General features: G+C 71.6%; 16 protein-coding genes. 12 read left to right on the top strand and 4 right to left on the bottom strand.

All coding sequences use genetic code 11. The annotated features are described in order from the left end of the window. The first annotated feature begins 78 nt into the window (after positions 1 to 78). From ACWGDE_RS13875 to ACWGDE_RS13860, 4 genes are read left to right on the top strand one after another with little or no spacing between them, the layout of a single operon-like run. Positions 79 to 822: an amino acid ABC transporter ATP-binding protein gene (locus tag ACWGDE_RS13875; RefSeq protein ID WP_453389193.1), complete on the top strand. Its 744-nt coding sequence runs from the start codon at positions 79 to 81 to the stop codon at positions 820 to 822. A 20-nt stretch (positions 823 to 842) separates the two neighbouring features. Continuing rightward, on the top strand, positions 843 to 1,754 hold the full coding sequence (locus tag ACWGDE_RS13870) for a glutamate ABC transporter substrate-binding protein (protein ID WP_453389209.1): 912 nt from the start codon (positions 843 to 845) through the stop codon (positions 1,752 to 1,754). Positions 1,755 to 1,771: 17 nt separating this feature from the next. Next, positions 1,772 to 2,416, top strand: coding sequence for an amino acid ABC transporter permease (locus tag ACWGDE_RS13865; protein WP_453389192.1), 645 nt, complete (start codon positions 1,772 to 1,774; stop codon positions 2,414 to 2,416). Further along, positions 2,413 to 3,303 carry an amino acid ABC transporter permease gene (locus ACWGDE_RS13860; RefSeq protein WP_453389191.1) on the top strand — a complete coding sequence of 297 codons (891 nt, stop codon included), beginning with the start codon at positions 2,413 to 2,415 and terminating at the stop codon, positions 3,301 to 3,303. Before ACWGDE_RS13865 ends, ACWGDE_RS13860 begins: the two co-directional genes overlap by 4 nt. A gap of 52 nt (positions 3,304 to 3,355) precedes the next feature. Here the strand turns inward: ACWGDE_RS13860 and ACWGDE_RS13855 are convergent, their stop codons facing one another. Together ACWGDE_RS13855 and ACWGDE_RS13850 are read right to left on the bottom strand one after the other, a co-directional pair. Further along, entirely contained in the window at positions 3,356 to 4,954 is a 1,599-nt protein-coding gene (locus ACWGDE_RS13855; RefSeq protein ID WP_453389190.1) for a CocE/NonD family hydrolase, read from the bottom strand. Between the two features lie 126 nt (positions 4,955 to 5,080). Beyond that, on the bottom strand, positions 5,081 to 6,247 hold the full coding sequence (locus ACWGDE_RS13850) for an Ig-like domain-containing protein (protein WP_453389208.1): 1,167 nt from the start codon (positions 6,245 to 6,247) through the stop codon (positions 5,081 to 5,083). A 368-nt stretch (positions 6,248 to 6,615) separates the two neighbouring features. On the opposite strand from ACWGDE_RS13850, the gene ACWGDE_RS13845 reads away from it, so the two are divergent. The 6 genes from ACWGDE_RS13845 to ACWGDE_RS13820 all read left to right on the top strand — a co-directional run bounded on the left by ACWGDE_RS13845 (position 6,616) and on the right by ACWGDE_RS13820 (position 13,553). Continuing rightward, the gene (locus ACWGDE_RS13845) at positions 6,616 to 7,725 is read left to right on the top strand and encodes a lipid II:glycine glycyltransferase FemX (RefSeq protein WP_453389207.1); all 1,110 of its coding nucleotides are present in this window, start codon (positions 6,616 to 6,618) and stop codon (positions 7,723 to 7,725) included. Continuing rightward, positions 7,722 to 9,428, top strand: a complete 1,707-nt coding sequence (gene murJ, locus ACWGDE_RS13840) for a murein biosynthesis integral membrane protein MurJ (protein ID WP_453389189.1) — start codon at positions 7,722 to 7,724, stop codon at positions 9,426 to 9,428. The genes ACWGDE_RS13845 and murJ overlap by 4 nt, the downstream gene beginning before the upstream one ends. A 53-nt stretch (positions 9,429 to 9,481) precedes the next feature. Further along, on the top strand, positions 9,482 to 10,165 hold the full coding sequence (locus tag ACWGDE_RS13835) for a response regulator (RefSeq protein ID WP_453389188.1): 684 nt from the start codon (positions 9,482 to 9,484) through the stop codon (positions 10,163 to 10,165). Positions 10,166 to 10,174: 9 nt separating this feature from the next. Further along, positions 10,175 to 11,620: an ATP-binding protein gene (locus ACWGDE_RS13830; RefSeq protein WP_453389187.1), complete on the top strand. Its 1,446-nt coding sequence runs from the start codon at positions 10,175 to 10,177 to the stop codon at positions 11,618 to 11,620. Between the two features lie 11 nt (positions 11,621 to 11,631). Then, positions 11,632 to 12,159, top strand: coding sequence for a hypothetical protein (locus ACWGDE_RS13825; protein ID WP_453389186.1), 528 nt, complete (start codon positions 11,632 to 11,634; stop codon positions 12,157 to 12,159). 107 nt (positions 12,160 to 12,266) lie between these two features. Beyond that, positions 12,267 to 13,553: a cytochrome P450 gene (locus ACWGDE_RS13820; protein ID WP_453389185.1), complete on the top strand. Its 1,287-nt coding sequence runs from the start codon at positions 12,267 to 12,269 to the stop codon at positions 13,551 to 13,553. Here ACWGDE_RS13820 and ACWGDE_RS13815 read toward each other — a convergent pair. Then, positions 13,513 to 14,238, bottom strand: coding sequence for a hypothetical protein (locus tag ACWGDE_RS13815; protein ID WP_453389184.1), 726 nt, complete (start codon positions 14,236 to 14,238; stop codon positions 13,513 to 13,515). The two genes, ACWGDE_RS13820 and ACWGDE_RS13815, sit on opposite strands and share 41 nt — an antisense overlap. A gap of 114 nt (positions 14,239 to 14,352) precedes the next feature. On the opposite strand from ACWGDE_RS13815, the gene ggt reads away from it, so the two are divergent. Then, entirely contained in the window at positions 14,353 to 16,161 is a 1,809-nt protein-coding gene (ggt, locus tag ACWGDE_RS13810; protein ID WP_453389183.1) for a gamma-glutamyltransferase, read from the top strand. Positions 16,162 to 16,235: 74 nt separating this feature from the next. Here ggt and map read toward each other — a convergent pair whose 3' ends face one another. Next, entirely contained in the window at positions 16,236 to 17,003 is a 768-nt protein-coding gene (gene map, locus ACWGDE_RS13805; protein WP_453389182.1) for a type I methionyl aminopeptidase, read from the bottom strand. Between the two features lie 64 nt (positions 17,004 to 17,067). Between map and ACWGDE_RS13800 the strand changes: the two genes are divergently transcribed. Continuing rightward, a complete protein-coding gene (locus ACWGDE_RS13800) occupies positions 17,068 to 17,319 on the top strand; it encodes a helix-turn-helix domain-containing protein (protein ID WP_453389181.1) in 252 nt (83 codons plus the stop codon). Positions 17,320 to 17,398: the final 79 nt, after the last annotated feature.

Here is a 17,398-nt window from a genome sequence, read left to right as displayed (position 1 = left end):
GTGTCGCGGTGAAGTGCCCTTCCACGGCTGGATAGTTTGCGCTGACCTCGACACACCGACAAGTGGGCAGGGCAGCGTATGGCCGTCGATCCGTTGATCGAGCTGCGGGACGTCAACAAGCACTTCGGACAGCTCCACGTCCTCCAGGACATCAACCTCACCGTCGGCCGCGGGGAGGTGGTGGTGGTCATCGGCCCCTCCGGCTCCGGGAAATCGACCCTGTGCCGGGCGATCAACCGGCTGGAGACCGTCGAGTCGGGCACGATCACCCTCGACGGCAAACCGCTGCCCGCCGAGGGCAAGGAGCTCGCCGCGCTCCGCGCGGACGTCGGGATGGTCTTCCAGTCCTTCAACCTCTTCGCGCACAAGACCGTCCTGGCCAACATCTCCCTCGCCCAGATCAAGGTCAGGAAGCGCGGCAAGGACGAGGCCGACAAGCGCTCCCGGGAACTGCTGGAGCGGGTCGGCCTCGCGAACCAGGCCGAGAAGTTCCCCGCCCAGCTCTCCGGCGGCCAGCAGCAGCGCGTGGCCATCGCCCGCGCGCTCGCCATGAACCCCAAGGCCCTGCTCTTCGACGAGCCCACCTCCGCGCTCGACCCGGAGATGATCAACGAGGTGCTGGAGGTCATGCAGCAGCTCGCCGCCGAGGGCATGACCATGGTCGTGGTCACCCACGAGATGGGCTTCGCCCGCTCCGCGGCCAACCGCGTCGTGTTCATGGCCGACGGGAGGATCATCGAGGACCGGACCCCGGAGGCATTCTTCACGGCCCCCGAGAGCGAACGGGCCAAGGACTTCCTCTCCAAGATCCTCAAGCACTGAGGGGCGGCCCGGTGAAACACCTGCGCGCACCCTTCCTGCCCGCCTGCGCCCTCGTCCTCCTGCTGCTGGGCGCCGTCACCGGCTGCGGCCGGGCCGGCAGCCCGCCCGTCAAGGGGCCCCAGCCCGGGGACCTGCCGACGTACAAGATCGAGACCGGCTTCCAGCTGCCCGACTCGCGCACCTGGGAGAAGGCGAAGAAGCGCGGCCACCTCGTCGTCGGGGCCAAGGAGGACCAGCCGTACATGGGGGAGAAGGACCCCTCGAGCGGCCGCTACTCCGGCTTCGACATCGAGATCGCCAAGATGACGGCCGCCTCGCTCGGCTTCGACCCCCAGACGATCGAGTTCAAGACGATCGCCTCCGCCAACCGCGAGACCGCCCTGCAGAACGGCCAGATCGACTACTACGTCGGCACGTACACGATCAACGCCAACCGCAAGAAGCAGGTCGGCTTCGCCGGCCCCTACTACCTCGCAGGTCAGTCGCTGCTCGTGCGCAAGGGGGAGACGGACATCAAGGGCCCCGAGGACCTCGCCGGCAAGAAGGTCTGCTCGGCCGCCGGCTCCACCCCCTACCAGCGGCTCCAGCGGGAGTTCCCGCGCGCGGTCCTCGTCGCCTACGACACCTACTCGGTCTGCGTGGACAACCTGCTGACCTACCAGGTCGACGCCGTCTCCACCGACGACTCCATCCTGCTGGGCTACGCGGCCAAGGTCCCCGAGGAACTGAAGGTGGTCGGCAAGCCCTTCTCCGAGGAGCCCTACGGGATCGGCGTCCCGCGCTCCGACAACGCGCTGCGCTTCGCCCTCGACGACGCCCTGGAGGAGAACGAGAAGAACGGCAACTGGAAGAAGGCCTACCAGGCCACGCTCGGCCTGTCCGGCGAGCCCGCTCCGAAGCCGCCCGCCATCGACCGCTACCCGGCGGGCTGAAGGGAGAGCGCACCGCCATGGACGTACTCACCAAGAACTTCTCGCTCTACGGCAAGGGCTTCCTCGGGACCGTGGAGCTCACGGTCTACGCCTCGCTCGTCGCCCTGGTCCTCGGATTCCTGATGGCCTCCTTCCGCGTCGCCCCCGTCGGCTCCTTCCGGGTCTTCGGCACCGTCTGGGTGGCGATCCTGCGCAACACCCCGCTCACGCTGCTGTTCTTCGCCGTCCTGCTCGGCCTGCCGCGCTTCGGCCTCGTCCTGCCCTTCCAGCTCTTCGCCGTCCTCGCGCTGGGCTGCTACACCTCCGCCTTCATCTGCGAGGCCCTGCGCTCCGGGATCAACACGGTGCCCAAGGGGCAGGGCGAGGCGGCCCGGAGCCTGGGCATGTCCTTCGGCCAGACCCTGGGCACCGTCGTGCTCCCGCAGGCCTTCCGCTCCGTCATCCCGCCCATCGGCTCCACGCTGATCGCGCTCGCCAAGAACTCCGCGATCGCCGGCGCCTTCAGCGTCACCGAGCTGCTGGGCACGTACAAGACCCTCAACGAGCTGGGCTACAGCATCATCTGGACCTTCGTCTGGATCGCGGTGGGCTACCTGATCATCACCCTGTCCATCAGCGCGCTCTTCAACGTGCTCGAGAAGCGCTTCGGAGTCGCCCGATGACCGCGCACGCGCTCCACGGCGACCTGGAGTCCACCGCCCTCTACGACCTGCCCGGCCCGCGCGCCCGGCGCCGTCACTTCCTCTACGGGATCGCCTCGACCGCCGTCATCCTCGGACTGCTCGGCTGGCTGCTCTACCTGCTGTTCGACACCAACCAGTTCACCGCTGCCAAGTGGACCCCCTTCGAGTACAAGGGCATCCAGGAGCTTCTGCTCAAGGGGCTCTGGAACACCCTCAAGGCCTTCGCCTACGCCTCGGTGCTCTCGCTCCTGCTCGGCGCGGTGCTCGCCACCGGCAGGCTCTCGGTCCACCGGCCGGTGCGCTGGCTGTCCACCCTGTGCGTGGAGTTCTTCCGGGCCATGCCGGTGCTGGTGATGATCTTCTTCATCTTCGTCGCGCTGAAGGTCCAGCCGCTGCCCGCGCTGGTCGCCGGACTGACCCTGTACAACGGCTCGGTGCTCGCGGAGGTCTTCCGTACGGGCATCAACTCGGTGGAGAGGGGCCAGCGCGAGGCCGCGTACGCGCTGGGCATGCGCAAGACCCAGGTGATGACGTACGTCCTGGCCCCGCAGGCTGTGCGGGCCATGCTGCCCACGATCATCAGCCAGCTGGTGGTCGCCCTGAAGGACACCTCGCTCGGCTACCTGATCACCTACGAGGAGTTCCTGCACGCGGGCAAGCTGATCGCCTCCAACCTCGACTACGACCTGCCCTTCATCCCGGTGGTCATGATCATCTCCCCGATCTACATCGGGATGTGCATGCTGCTGTCCTGGTTCGCCACGTGGGTGGCCAGGCGCGAGCGGCGCAGCCCCAAGACGAAGGGGGTCGACATCGAGATCGGCCCGGCCGATCCGGCGACGACGGTGCTGCCGGGCCGGATCTGACCCGCAGGGACCCCACCCCGAGAGCCACACCCGGCACGGCGGCAGCCGTGGATCACTGCTCGCGCAACGGCACCGAGACGTACGAGGGATCGGTGCGCGGCGAGGAGAAGGTCAGCTGCGCGCCGGTCGGGTTGTGCTCGATGTAGAGGGGGTCCACGGTGTCGACGACGACGGCCAGCCGGTGTCCGGCCGGGACGTCGTAGGCGGTGGAGAAGAGCTCCAGGTCCACGGCGAAGGCCTGCCCGGCCGGCTTGCCGTGGAAGGTGTACGGGGCGTTGCTGACCAGCTTGCCGATGCCGAGCGGGCCGACGTCGTAGAGGTACGCGACGAAGGTGCCGTCGGACTTCGTGGGCGTGACCGTGGTGTGCAGCTCGACCGTGCCGCGCACGCGCCGGGTCTCCGCGTAGCGCGGGGACTGCCAGACGGCGGCGAAGGCGCGGGGGAGCAGCGGGACGGAGGCGATCGGGGGCGCCTGGAAGAACTGGTCGAGGACGCTGGACAGCAGGACGATCCCGCCGTTGGCGCCGGAGTCGACGTTGGCGAAGACGTGCTCGCTGTCGGAGAGCATCAGCTTCTCGGTGCCGCCGGAGCCGACCGACTTCCAGTCGGCGTAGCCCTCGTACCCGCTGTCGCTGCGGGACTTGATCTGCACCGGGGCCTCGGAGTCCACGCCGTTGCGCTCGCCCTTGAGGTAACGGTCGAACCAGCGGTGGGCGTTGGTCCAGGTGTCGTTGGGCAGGCCGAGCAGGCCGGTGCCCTCGGCGGTGGCGTGGTCGCCGGGCCGGAACTCCAGGCGCTTGGGGCCGGTGAGCTTCTCGAAGAACGCGGCGTACTGGTTGGGCGGGAAGATGGTGTCGCCCCAGGCGTTGCCGAGCATGATCGCGGCGCCGTTGGCGTTGATCCGGTCGACCTGCTCGGAGGCGGAGCGCTTCTTGCCCCACTCGATCATCTGCGGTTCCCTGTCCAGCTTCGAGCCGAGGAAGTCGCCGAGGATCTGCTGGAGTTCGGGGCCGGGGCGGCCGGTGAGGTAGCCGGCGCCGCCGAGCAGGCCGGCCGCCTGGAGGTGCTGGGTGCGGCCCGAGTAGATGGACTCGATGAGGTCGGCCCAGCCGCTGAGCGCGACCACGGCCTTGACGCGCGGATCGCGGGCGGAGGCGAGCAGGCTGATGCCGGCGCCGTAGGAGACCCCGCCCAGGCCGATGTGCTCGGCGTCGGCGGGGGTGTTCGCGAGCGCCCAGTCGATGACGGCGGAGACGTCGGCGGTGTCCGCCGGCCCGGCCGTCTCGATCTCGCCGCCCGAGAGCCAGAACCCGCGCGAGGTGTAACTGACCACCACGTAGCCGGAGTCGGCGAGCTTCTTGGCCTGCGCGATGTATTCGATCTGCGGCATGCCCCAGCTGGTGGGCAGCACGATCAGCGGGTACTTCGCGCCGGCCCGGGAGCCGGCCGGGGTGAAGACGTTGCCCTTGAGGGTGATGCCGCCGGAGCCGGGGATGTCGTGGAACCGGAGCTCCGAAGCGGCGTCCGAGGCGGCGGCGGTCGTGGCGGTGGGCGCCGCCTGGGCCTGATGGGGGGCCAGGCCCAGGGCGGCTGCCGCCAGTACGGCTGCCATGGCGGCAGCGGTACTGGTGGTGCGGACGGTGCGGACCATCGATCGCTCCTCGCGTGCGCCGGGTGTCAAAGTGACCCGACGGTAACGGGAGGGGCTTACCGGAAGTAACCCATGAGTAAGTTACGTGCCGGTAACGATTGAACGATGGTCAGTCCGGTCGGCGACTCAGCCGTTCTGCGGGGCTCCGGCCAGGGCGCTCTTGGCCTTCCACTGGTCCCACGACAGGTTCCACTCGCCGTAGCCGTTGCCGAGGTCCGCGTTGCCCTTCGAGCCCTCGCCCACCACCTCGAACGGGTCGCCCGCCTGGACCTGGGCGTAGAAGGCCTTGGCGTTCTCGTCGCTCATGCCCACACAGCCCGAGCTGGTGTTGGCGCGGCCGAAGTTGGCCGTGTTCCACGGCGCGGCGTGCACGTACATGCCCGACCAGGTCAGACGCATCGAGTAGTCGACCATCTTGTCGTAGGCGTCGCCCAGGCCCACCGTCTGGGAATCCATCCGGATGGTGCCCTCCTTCGCCATCAGCACCATCTTCCCGTTCCAGGAGGCCTTCTTGCCGCCCGGGGTGCCGGCCGAGATCGGGATGGTGTCGACGGTCTTGCCGTCCTCGGCGACCGACATCTTCTTCGTGTCGAGGTCCACCGTCATCCGGCGGTCCTTGCCGATCTTGAACTCGGTGTTGTAGTCCTTGACGAACATCCCGCCACCGGGACCGGAGTCGACGCCGTTCAGGTTCATCTGGACCTTCACGTCCGTGCCGGACTTCCAGTACTCCTTGGGGCGCCAGTCCACCCGGTCCTTGCCCGAGTAGTCCTTGATCCAGCCCCAGGACCCCTCGGTGCCGTCCGAGGCCGTGACCTTCAGCTGCTTCTCGACCTCGGCCTTGTTCTTCACCGGGTTGTCGAAGACGATCGAGACCGGCATGGCCACACCCACGGTGCTGCCCTTGGCCACGTTGATCGAGACCTTGTTCACCTTGTCGGCCGCCGAGGTCTTGAACGTCGTGTTCGCGCTCTGGCTCTCGGTGTTCTGCGCCTCGACCTTGTACTCGGCACCCGCCGAGGCGTTGCGCTCCGACGTCCAGGTCCTGCCGTCGGCGGATATCTGGCCGGCCAGTTCCCCGCCCTTGGCGTCCGTCACCTTCACCATGGCGAGTTTGCCGTCGGCGATGGTCACGACGACCGGCTCGCCGGCCTTGACCTGGTCCCCGGTCAGGTTCACCGAGACCGCCATGTCCGGCTTCTGCTTCACCTCCGACTTGGCCGCACCGCCCGCGGCGGCACCGCCGCCGCCACAGGCGGTCAGCGCGGCGGCCAGCAGTGCGGTGCCCGCCAACACGGCGTGGCGACTGCGTACCCGAAAGACCCGGCGTGTGCGGCTCAACGAAAACCCCTCCGAAGTAATGATCGTCCGCAAATAGGGATGCGAACGACTCGACTCTAGGTTGCGCGAGATGTGGAAAACTTCAGGAATCCGCGTTGTGACATACACCGCAGCGATACGGTCATCGTCCGGTCACAATCGCCGCGCACTTCGGTCATGGACACCTGTGAGAGTCCTGTGCATCCCCTGATTTGGACGTACAGGAAGGCCGATCAGCCGTGTGCGCACTGCTCGTGAACCCCGCCCAGCAGCTCCAGCCCCAGCGTCAGTACAAGCGCCAGGACAAGCACGAGGACGAGCGCCGGGGTCGCGCGCTCACGGTGCGCTCCCTCTCCCTCGCCGAATACCAGGGATTCCTTTCCCGCCACGGCCGGGCCGGATTTCTCCAGTACCCGTCCTGGGCGCAGGTAAAGGACCTTTGGCGGTCGGAAAGGGTCGGATGGCACTGTCCGGACGGTGAAATCGAAGGTGCCGCGCTGGTTCTCTACCGCCAATTCCCCGGCACCCGCAAATACTTCGCCTACCTCCCCGAGGGCCCCGTCGCCGACTGGACCGACCCGGACATCGACCGCTGGCTGACCCCCCTCACCAGCCACCTGAGGTCCTCCGGCGCCTTCGCCGTCCGCATCGGCCCCTCCCCGGCCTACCGCCGCTGGGACGCCGCCGCCGTCAAGGCCGGCACCGGCCCCGGCCGGCGGATGTCCGACGTGCTCGCCACCGAGGTCGACCCCGTCGGGGCCGCGCTCGCCGACCGGCTGCGCACCCGCGGCTGGAAGCGCTGCGGCGGCGAGGAGGACGGCGACGCCCAGCCGCGCCACGTCTTCCGCGTCCCGCTCGCCGGGCGCTCGGTCGACGACCTGTGGTCGGGCCTGAACCAGGAGTGGCGGCGCAATGTGCGCAAGGCCACCAAGTCCGGAGTGGAGACGGTCGTGGGCACCGCCGCCGACCTGCCCGAGTTCTACCGGCTGCTGCGCCTGACCGAGGAGCGCGACGGCTTCAGGCTCGGCCGCTCCCTGGCGTACTACCAGCGCCAGTACGAGGTCCTCAACGCCGAGGAACCCGGCCGCATGCGGCTCTACCTGGGGGTTCACCAGGGCGAGATCCTCGCCGCGCACACGATGATCGTGGCCGGCAGCAGGGTCTGGTACCAGACCGGCGCCTCCGCCGACCACCGCCGCGAGGTCCGCCCGAGCAACGCCCTGCAGTGGCGCATGATGTGTGACGCACATGCACTCGGAGCGGACGAATACGACATGCGCGGGGTACCCTCCACCCTCGACCCCGACGAACGTTCCTTCGGGCTGCTGCGCTGGAAGCTCGGCACCGGCGGGCAGGTCGTCGAAACCCTCGGCGAGTGGGAGACCTCGATGGACGGATGCGCCAACACGGCCCTCTACAAGGCGTTCCAGGCGTACATGGCCCGCCGGTGACCCTCGCAGACGCCAGAGCGGCCGACACCCCGGCCGCGACAGAGAGCGACACCGACCGCGCGGCACCGGCGAAGACCTCGGTGCTGCGCAGCGGCGCGCTCATGGCGGCCGGCTCGGTCGTCTCCCGGGCCACCGGCTTCGTCCGCTCCGCCGTGATCGTCGCCGCGCTCGGCACCGAACTGCTCGGAGACGGCTACGCCGTCGCCAACACCGTCCCGAACATCCTGTACATCCTGCTCATCGGCGGCGCCCTCAACGCGGTCTTCGTCCCCGAGCTGGTCCGCGCCGCCAAGGAGCACGAGGACGGCGGAGCCGCGTACACCGACCGGCTGCTCACCGTCTGCACGGCCGCGCTGCTGGTGCTCACCACCGCCGCCGTACTGGCCGCCCCGCTCATCGTCTCCGCGTACACCGGCTACACCGGCGGCCAGGAGTCCACCACCGTGGCCCTGGCCCGCTACTGCCTCCCGCAGATCCTCTTCTACGGGCTGTTCACCCTGCTCGGACAGGTACTCAACGCCCGCGGCAGGTTCGGCGCGATGATGTGGACCCCGGTCCTCAACAACCTCGTCGTCATCGCCGTCTTCGGGCTCTTCCTCTACGTCTCGCACGACGCGACCGACGGACTGACGGCCTCCGAGACCCGGCTCCTGGGCATCGGCACCACCGCCGGCATCGTCGTACAGGCCCTCGGCCTGGTCCCCTCGCTGCGTGCCGCCCGCTTCCGCTGGCGCCCCCGCTTCGACTGGCGCGGCAGCGGCCTCGCCCGCCCGCTGCGCAACGCCGGCTGGCTGGTCCTGCTCGTCCTGACCAACCAGATCGCCTACTGGGTCGTGACCCGCCTCTCCACCGCCACCGGGCAGCGCGCCGTGGACGCGGGCCTCGCGGGCGGCGCCGGCTACACCGCCTACAGCAACGCCTACCTGCTGTGGATGGTCCCGCAGGGCATCATCACCGTGTCCCTCGTCACCGCCCTCATGCCCCGGATGAGCGCCGCCGCCACCGACGGCGACCTCGCGGCCGTACGCAAGGACGTCTCCTACGCGCTGCGCTCCACCGCGGCCCTCGTCGTCCCCGCCGCCGCGCTCTTCGCCGCCCTCGCGCCCTGGGTGATCGGCAGCGTCTTCGAGTACGGGCGCACCGGCGCCGCCGACGTCGCCGTCATGGCCGGCATGCTGGCGGCCTTCGCCCCCGGCCTGATCGCCTACTCCGCGCAGTACGTGCTCTCCCGCGGGTTCTACGCCCTCTCCGACACCCGGACCCCCTTCCTCCTCAACCTGGTGATCGCCGCCCTGAACGCCGGGCTCTCGGCCGCCGCGTACGTCCTTCTGCCGCCCCGCTGGGCGGTCACGGGCATGGCCGCGGCCTGCTCCATCGCCTTCACCGCGGGCGCCGCCGTCACCGCGTACGTCCTCGCCCGCAGGCTCGGCCCGCGCGCGGGAACCCGTACCGAGCGGCGCAGCACCGCCGTGCGCACGCACCTGCGGCTGCTGGCCGCCTGCGCACCGGCGGGCGCCGCCGGGTACGCCGCCGCGCGCGCCGTCGACCGGTTCGGGAACTTCGCCGGGGTCGCGGCGGGAACCGCGGCGCTCCTTCTCGTCGTCATCCTTCTCGCCGGGCCGCTGCGGCTGACGGAGATCACCGACCTGCTCGGCTCCGTACGCCGCAAGACCGGCCGCCAAACCCGCTCGGCCGGCCGGTGAACATCGGCCGAAAGCGGGAAGAAGAAGATCCACGACACTGGAATACTGACCCGATGCCACGCGTACTGCTGATCGAGGACGACCCTTCCATCAGGGAAGGGGTGGGACTGGGCCTGCGCCGCAGGGGCCACGAGGTGGGCGCCGCCGAGACCGGCGAGGCCGGACTCGAGCTCATGGCCAGCTTCCACCCCGAGCTCGTCCTGCTCGACCTCATGCTGCCCGGCATCAACGGCGTCCAGGTCTGCCGCCGGATCCGGGAGAACAGCCAGGTCCCCATCATCATGCTCACCGCGCGCGGGGACGACTTCGACATAGTCGTCGGCCTGGAGGCCGGAGCCGACGACTACATCGTCAAACCCGCCCGCACCGAGGTCATCGAAGCGCGGATCAAGGCCGTGCTGCGCCGCCTCAGCGAGCCCGCCGGCGGCCGCCTGGAGGTGGAGCACCACGGTGCGCTGGCCATCGACCGCTCGGGCCTGACCGTCGCCAAGAACGGCGAGCGCGTTCCCCTCGCCCCCAGCGAACTCAAGCTCCTGCTGCACCTGTCGGCCTCGCCCGAGCAGGTCTTCTCCCGCCAGCAGCTCCTCGAGTACGTGTGGGACCACAGCTACCACGCCGATGCCCGGCTGGTGGACGCCTGCGTACGGCGCCTGCGCAACAAGGTCGAGGACCCCGACGCCACCCCCCGCTACATCCAGACCGTGCGCGGCTTCGGCTACCGCTTCGGCCCCCTGTAGGCGCGCCGGGTGAGACGTTTCGCACCACTGGGCCTGCGCACCCGGCTGATCGCCGCCTTCCTGCTGGTCGCCGCCATCTGCGCGGTCACCACGGCCGCGCTCACCTACCAGCAGGCCCGCAACGCGATCCTCAAGCAGAGCCAGGACACCGCCGTCAGCACCCTGCGCGACCTGGTCGAGGCCCAGACGGTCATGCTGCCCGTGGACCAGCAGGAGCTCCAGCGGCTCGTGGGCGAGCTGGGCAAACGCGGTCAGCCGCACCCCTGGACCGTGTACGGGGAGTTCGGCAAGCTGCGCGCCTCCTCGAACCAGGGGACCACCACCTCCACCGTCGTCAGCGCGCAGCTGCGCCGCCAGGTGAACGCCAATCCGCACGGAGCCTTCCAGCGCACGAAGGACCGGCTCGGCAACCCCCACCTCGTCGTCGGCATGCCGGCCGTCTTCGAGCAGAACGGCGCCCGCGAGGCCACCGGCATCGTCTTCTACGCGGTGATGCCCCTGGAAACCGAGCAGACCACCGTGGACGCCATGGTCCAGGCCGCCAGGAACGGCGCCGTCCCGGGCCTGGCGATCGCCGTCGTCCCCGCCCTGCTCGCGGCGCGCAGCGTCCTGCGGCCGGTACGGGACATGCGCAAGGCCGCCCAGCGGCTGGGGCGCGGCCGGCTCGACACCCGGATCGAGGTCCGCGGCGCCGACGAACTCGCCGGACTCGCCCGCACCTTCAACGAGACGGCCCGCGCCCTCGAACAGTCGGTGAGCGAGCTCCGCGAAGCGGAGGCCCGCGCCCGCCGCTTCGCCGCCGACGTCTCCCACGAACTGCGCACCCCGCTCGCCGGGATGCTCGCCGTCACCGAGGTGCTCGACGAGGGAGCCGAGGACCTCGACCCCGACACCGCCAAGGCGCTGCGCCTGGTCAGCGCCGAGACCGGCAAGCTCGCCGTGCTCGTCGAGGACCTCATGGAGATCTCCCGCTTCGACGCCCGCGCCGCCGAACTGAACCTCGACGACGTCGACGTGGCCGAGGCCGTCACCAAGACCCTGGAACGCCGCCACTGGACCGACGGCCGGGTCCGCACCGACCTTCCCCCGGGCGTCCGGGCCCGGCTCGACCCGCGCCGCTTCGACGTGGTCCTCGCCAACCTCGTCGGCAACGCCCTCAAGCACGGCGGCGCCCCGGTCCGCGTCAGCGTCCGCACCGAGCCCCGTCCGGAGGGCGAGCGGCTGCTGGTCGAGGTCGCCGACAGCGGGCCCGGCATCGCCCCCGAGGTGCTGCCGCACATCTTCGACCGCTTCTTCAAGGCGGACGCCGCCCGCACCCGCTCCACGGGCAGCGGTCTGGGCCTGGCCATCACCCTGGAGAACGTCCGCCTGCACGGCGGCACCCTGCGCGCGGCCAACGGCCCCTCCGGGGGAGCGCTGTTCACCCTCGACATGCCGCTGGAGGCCAACGTATGAAGGCGGTACGTATGAAGCCGGTACGGAAGGCCGCCGCGGTGGTGGCCGCGCTGATCGGCCCGCTCCTGCTCTCCACCGGCTGCGGCTCCATCGCCACCACCGGGGTCGTCGAGAGCGGCCGCGCGGGCACGGTACGCATCGCCACCGGCCCCGAGACGGGCATGGTGTACTTCCTCGCCCCCGAAGGCGGGCTCGTTCCCCTGATGCTCCCCGAGGGCCCCACGCACCCCTCGCCCAACTACCTGCTCACGAAGCTGCTGGCCGGGCCCGACAGCACCGCCCAGGAGGCGGGCCTGACCAGCGAGATCCCGCCGGTGGACACCAAACTGGCCTCGAAGTTCGGGCTCACCGTCGGCGACGACGGGACGACCATCAAGATCAGGCTGCCCTTCCCGGTCGAGCCGCTGTCCACCGCGGCCCGCCGCCAGCTGGCGTGCACGGCCGTCGCGGCGGTGCGCATCAGCCCGGCCCCCGCGGTCACCCTCCTGGACCCCGAGGGCAAGCAGACGCGCGCGGAGTGCGCGGCGGCGAGGGACTGACGCGCGAACGCCGACCGGCCCCGCCCCGGCCGTCGGCGCGACCGTCGCCCCGGCCGTCGGCGCGGCCCCCTTGCGCGGCGGACCCGGGCCCCGCCACCGTGTGGCGCATGGATCATCCAGGCCCCGCCGTCACCCCGGAGCGGGCGGGGGACACCCCCGACGTCTTCGACCCGCGCCTGTACGCCGAAGGCGTCCCGCACGAGCGCTACCGCCTGCTGCGCGACCACCGCCCGGTCGCCTGGCAGAGCGAGCCGGAGGTCCTCGGCTGGCCCGCAGGCCCGGGGTTCTGGGCCGTCACCCGGCACGCCGACGTGGTCCGGGTCCTGCGCGACCACCGGACGTACTCCTCCCACCTGGGCGCCACCCAGATCCGCGACCCCGACCCCGCCGACCTGCCCTTCCTGCGGCGCACCATGCTCAACCAGGATCCCCCCGAACACGGGAAGCTGCGCCGGACCGTCGCCCGCGCCTTCACCCCGGCCCGCGTCGACGCCTTCGCCGCCCGGGTCCGCGAGCGCGCCCGTACGCTGCTGCGCGCCGCCCGCGACGGCGCCGAGGACGGGAGCGCGGACCTGGTGCGCGCCGTCACCGACGAGTACGCGCTGCTGAACCTCACCGACCTGCTGGGCGTCCCGGCCGCCGACCGGGGCCTGTTGCTGGAGTGGACGGTACGGATCATCGGCTACCAGGATCCCGAGGACGCGCCCGCACCCCTGCTCGGCCCGGACGGGAAACCGCTGAACCCGCGCTCCCCGGCGCTGCTCGGCGAGATGTTCGGGTACGCCCGCGAACTGGCCGCGCACAAGCGCTCCCACCCCGGCGACGACGTGATGACCGCCCTCGCGCTCGCCGGGCTGGAGGAGGCCGAGCTGGAGATGTTCTTCTTCCTGCTCACCGTCGCGGGCAACGACACCGTGCGCTCCGCCGCGCCCGGCGGCCTGCTCGCCCTGGCCCGCGACCCGGACGCCTACGCCGGGCTCGCCGCCGGAAAGGTCCCGTTGGAGTCGGCCGTCGAGGAACTCCTGCGCGTCCACCCGCCGGTGCTGAGTTTCCGCCGCACCGCCGCCGTCGACACCGAACTCGCCGGGCAGCCGGTCCGTGCCGGGGACAAGGTCGTGGTCTTCCACGCCTCCGCCAACCACGACGAGCGGGTCTTCACGGACCCGGGCCGGCTCGACCTCGGGCGCGCGCCCAACCCGCACGTCTCCTTCGGGGACGGCCCGCACGTCTGCCTCGGCGCCCACTTCGCGCGGCTCCAGCTGCGCGTCCTCCACGAGGAGTGGCGCAGCCTCATGCCCGCGCCCGAACTCGCGGGGGAGCCGCGCCGGTTGGTCTCCAACTTCATCAACGGCGTCACACGGCTGCCGCTACGGGTGTCAGGGCCGCGCCGGTGACGTCCGCCGCCAGCTCGGTGACGTCCGGACCGTAGGCGTCCGAGTTGATCACCTTCAGCATCAGGCAGAAGGAGCTCCCGCCGTGCTTGCGGGCCAGCTGGACGTGGTTGCGGGCCAGGTAGCGGGCGCCCGCCTGGTTGCTGATCGCGGTCTGCCCCGAGATCAGGAACACCGGCCGGGTCCCCGGCCCCGCGGTCAGCCGGGCCAGCACCACGTACTCCGCCTGGCCCCGCTGCCACAGGTAGGACTCCCCGCCGACGCTGATCGACCCGCGGCCCGGCCCGGGTTCGGTGGAGACGTCGACCCGGACGCCCGGCAGCATGGATGAGAGGTGGGCCGCCGTACGGGCGTTGGAGACGGGGCCGCCGACGCAGAATTCGGCGCGTTCGCCGAAGCCCTGGCGGGACTCGTCGTGGGTGAGGATCTGCAGGTTCGCCCCGCAGTCCTTGATCAGCGCGGATATCTCCAGCAGCGCGAACGCGTCGTTGCGGTGCACCGAGCGCTCGGTGCCGCCCATCTGCCGGTTGACCACGAACAGACAGTCGGAGCCGGCCGGCAGCCCGAAGAAGGCCTGCTTGCGGCGGAGCGCGCGGCGCCACAGGTAGGTCCGGGCGAACCAGCCGAAGCCACCGCTGATGGCGGTGGCCGCCACCCCCAGCACGATGTTGCGCACGTCGTCGTTCATGCGGCGGATGGTAGCCGTCACGACGCAGTCCTGACGCGGGGGGTGTGGTGAAGTTACAGTGCCGGACTCAGGCCTGGGCCAGGGGGGCTGACAGGTCGTCGACTGGAGGTACGGATGCGTCGTCCCGCCGCAGCACGTCAGTTAGCGCTCCTCGCACTCGCCGGTGCGCTCGTCTCCACCGGCGCCGCCGCCCCGCCGTCGGCGGCCGGCGGGGGGACCCCGGCGAAGGTGCCCGTGGCCGTCGGCTACGGCGGGGCCGTCGCCAGTGTCGACGCCGATGCCAGCGCGGCCGGGATCGCGGTCCTGCGCTCCGGCGGCAACGCCGTGGACGCGGCCGTCGCCACGGCCGCCGCGCTCGGGGTCACCGAGCCGTACTCCGCCGGCATCGGCGGGGGCGGCTACTTCGTCTACTACGACGCCCGGTCCGGCCGCGTGCGGACCATCGACGGCCGCGAGACCGCCCCGGCGACCGCCACCGCCACCCTGTTCCAGGAGAACGGCGTCCCCATCCCCTTCGCCGAGGGCCAGACCAGCGGCCGCGGCGTCGGAGTCCCCGGTACCCCCGCGACCTGGCAGAGCGCGCTGGACGCCTGGGGCACCCGCCCGCTCGGCCAGCTCCTGAAGCCCGCCGAGAAGCTGGCCCGGGACGGCTTCACCGTCGACGCCACCTTCCGGGCCCAGACCGCGCTCAACGAGGCCCGGTTCAGGGACTTCCCCGACACCTCGAAGCTCTTCCTGCCCGGCGGCGCCCTCCCGGTGGTCGGCTCCACCTTCAAGAACCCCGATCTGGCGGCGACTTACGCCGAACTGGGCCGCAAGGGCACGGGCACGCTCTACCGGGGCCGACTGGCCGAGGACATCGTCCGGGCCGTCCGCACGCCCCCGGTGGACCCGGCGGCCACCCGCGTCGTCCGCCCCGGCGACCTGACCACCGGCGACCTGCGCGCGTACGCGACCAAGCGGCAGGACCCGACCCGGGTCGGCTACCGCGGGCTGGACGTCTACAGCATGGCCCCGTCCTCCTCCGGCGGCACCACCGTCGGCGAGGCGCTGAACATCCTGGAGCGCTCCGACCTCGGCTCGCTCACCGAAGCCCAGTACCTGCACCGCTTCATCGAGGCCTCCCGGATCTCCTTCGCCGACCGGGGCCGCTGGGTCGGCGACCCGGCAGCCGAGGACGTGCCCACCCGTGAGCTCCTCTCGCAGCGGTACGCCGACTCGCGCGGCTGCCTCATCGACCCGGGCAAGGCGCTGACCAGCCCGCTCGCCCCCGGCGACCCGCGTCACCCGGTCGCCTGCGGCGCCGGCGGGCAGGCCGCCCCGACCACGTACGAGGGGGAGAACACCACGCACCTGACCGTCGCCGACCGCTGGGGCAACGTGGTCTCGTACACCCTGACCATCGAGTCGACGGGCGGCAGCGCCATCACCGTGCCCGGCCGGGGCTTCCTGCTCAACAACGAGCTGACCGACTTCTCCTTCGCGCCGGCCGCCCCCGGCGTCCCCGACCCGAACCTGCCCGGCCCCGGCAAGCGGCCGCGCTCCTCCATGTCGCCGACCATCGTGCTGGAGGACGGGCGCCCGGTGCTGGCCGTGGGCTCCCCGGGCGGCGCCACCATCATCACCACCGTGCTCCAGACCCTGATCGGTCACCTGGACCGGGGGCTGCCGCTGGTCGACGCCATCGCCGCGCCGCGCGCCAGCCAGCGCAACCAGACCACCACGGAGCTGGAGCCGGGGCTGTGGGGCAGCCCGGTCCGCGCCGAGCTGGAGGCCCTCGGCCAGGGCTTCAGGCAGAACCCCGAGATCGGCGCGGCCACCGGAGTCCAGCGGCTGCCCGACGGGCGGTGGCTGGCCGCCGCCGAAACCACCCGCCGGGGCGGGGGCTCGGCGATGGTGGTCCACCCGCACGGGAAGCCGTAGGGCGGGCCGGCCGGGCCGCGGCCGCGGGGCCTTCGCGGGTTCCGCGGCTCGCGGGCCCGCGCGGCTCTCGCGGCCTACAAGGAGGTGAGGATCCTCGGGCCGTCGGCGGTGATCGCGACCGTGTGCTCGGCGTGCGCGGCGCGGCTGCCGTCGACGGTCCGCAGGGTCCAGCCGTCCGCGTCGCAGCTGTAGTCGTCCGTGCCGCCCCCGATCAGCATCGGCTCGATGGCGATCACCATGCCGGCGCGCAGCTTCGTACCCTGCCCCGCCGGGCCCTCGTTGGGCACGCCCGGCTCCTCGTGCATGGAGCGGCCGACGCCGTGGCCGCCGAAGCCGTCGGGGATGCCGTAGCCGGCGGCGCGGCAGACCGTGCCGATGGCGTGGGCGATGTCGCCGACGCGGTTGCCGGGCCGCGCGGCGGCGATGCCCGCCGCGAGGGCGGCCTCGGCGGTCTCGATGAGCCGCAGGTCGGCGGGGCGGGCCCGGCCCACGGTGAAGCTGACGGCCGCGTCGCCGACCCAGCCGCGCAGCTTCGCGCCGCAGTCGATGCTGACCAGGTCGCCGTCGCGCAGCCGGTAGCCGTCGGGGATGCCGTGCACGATCGCGTCGTTGACGGAGGCGCAGACGACGCCGGGGAAGGGGACGGGCGCGAACGACGGCCGGTAGCCGAGGAAGGGGGAGGACGCACCGGCCTCCCGGAGGACCTCGCGGGCCACCCGGTCCAGCTCCAGCAGGGACACCCCGACAGCTGCTCGGTCCCGGACGGCGGCGAGGGCGTGCGCGACGACGCGGCCGGCGGCGCGCATCTCGTCGATGGATCGGTCTGATTTCAGTTGCACCATGCCAATAACTATACCGGTATAATTGTAACGGGATAGTTATTGGGCTCCGGGGTAGGATGGGGGCATGGTCCGTACCCCCCTCACTCCCGAAGAGCGCGAGCGCGGCGAACGGCTGGGCGCCCTGTTGCGCGCGGCCCGCGGCGGCCGGAGCATGGTCGAGGTCGCGGCCAGCGCCGGGCTCTCCGCCGAGACGCTCCGCAAGATCGAGACCGGCCGGGCGCCGACGCCGGCCTTCTTCACCGTGGCCGCCCTCGCCGAGGCCCTCGGGCTCTCCCTGGACGACGTGATGCGGCGCTGCGCGCTCGCGCCCGTCTGAGCGCCGATCGCCCGGGCCGCCCGGGCCCGTCCGACCCGCTCCCGTCCGGGCCTCGGCCGTTCGGCCGCCGGGCCCGCCG

The organism is Streptomyces sp. NPDC054956 (genome assembly GCF_053609185.1).
The sequence above is the reverse complement of the archived record's forward strand: the minus strand, read 5'-3'. Positions and strand labels throughout refer to the sequence as shown.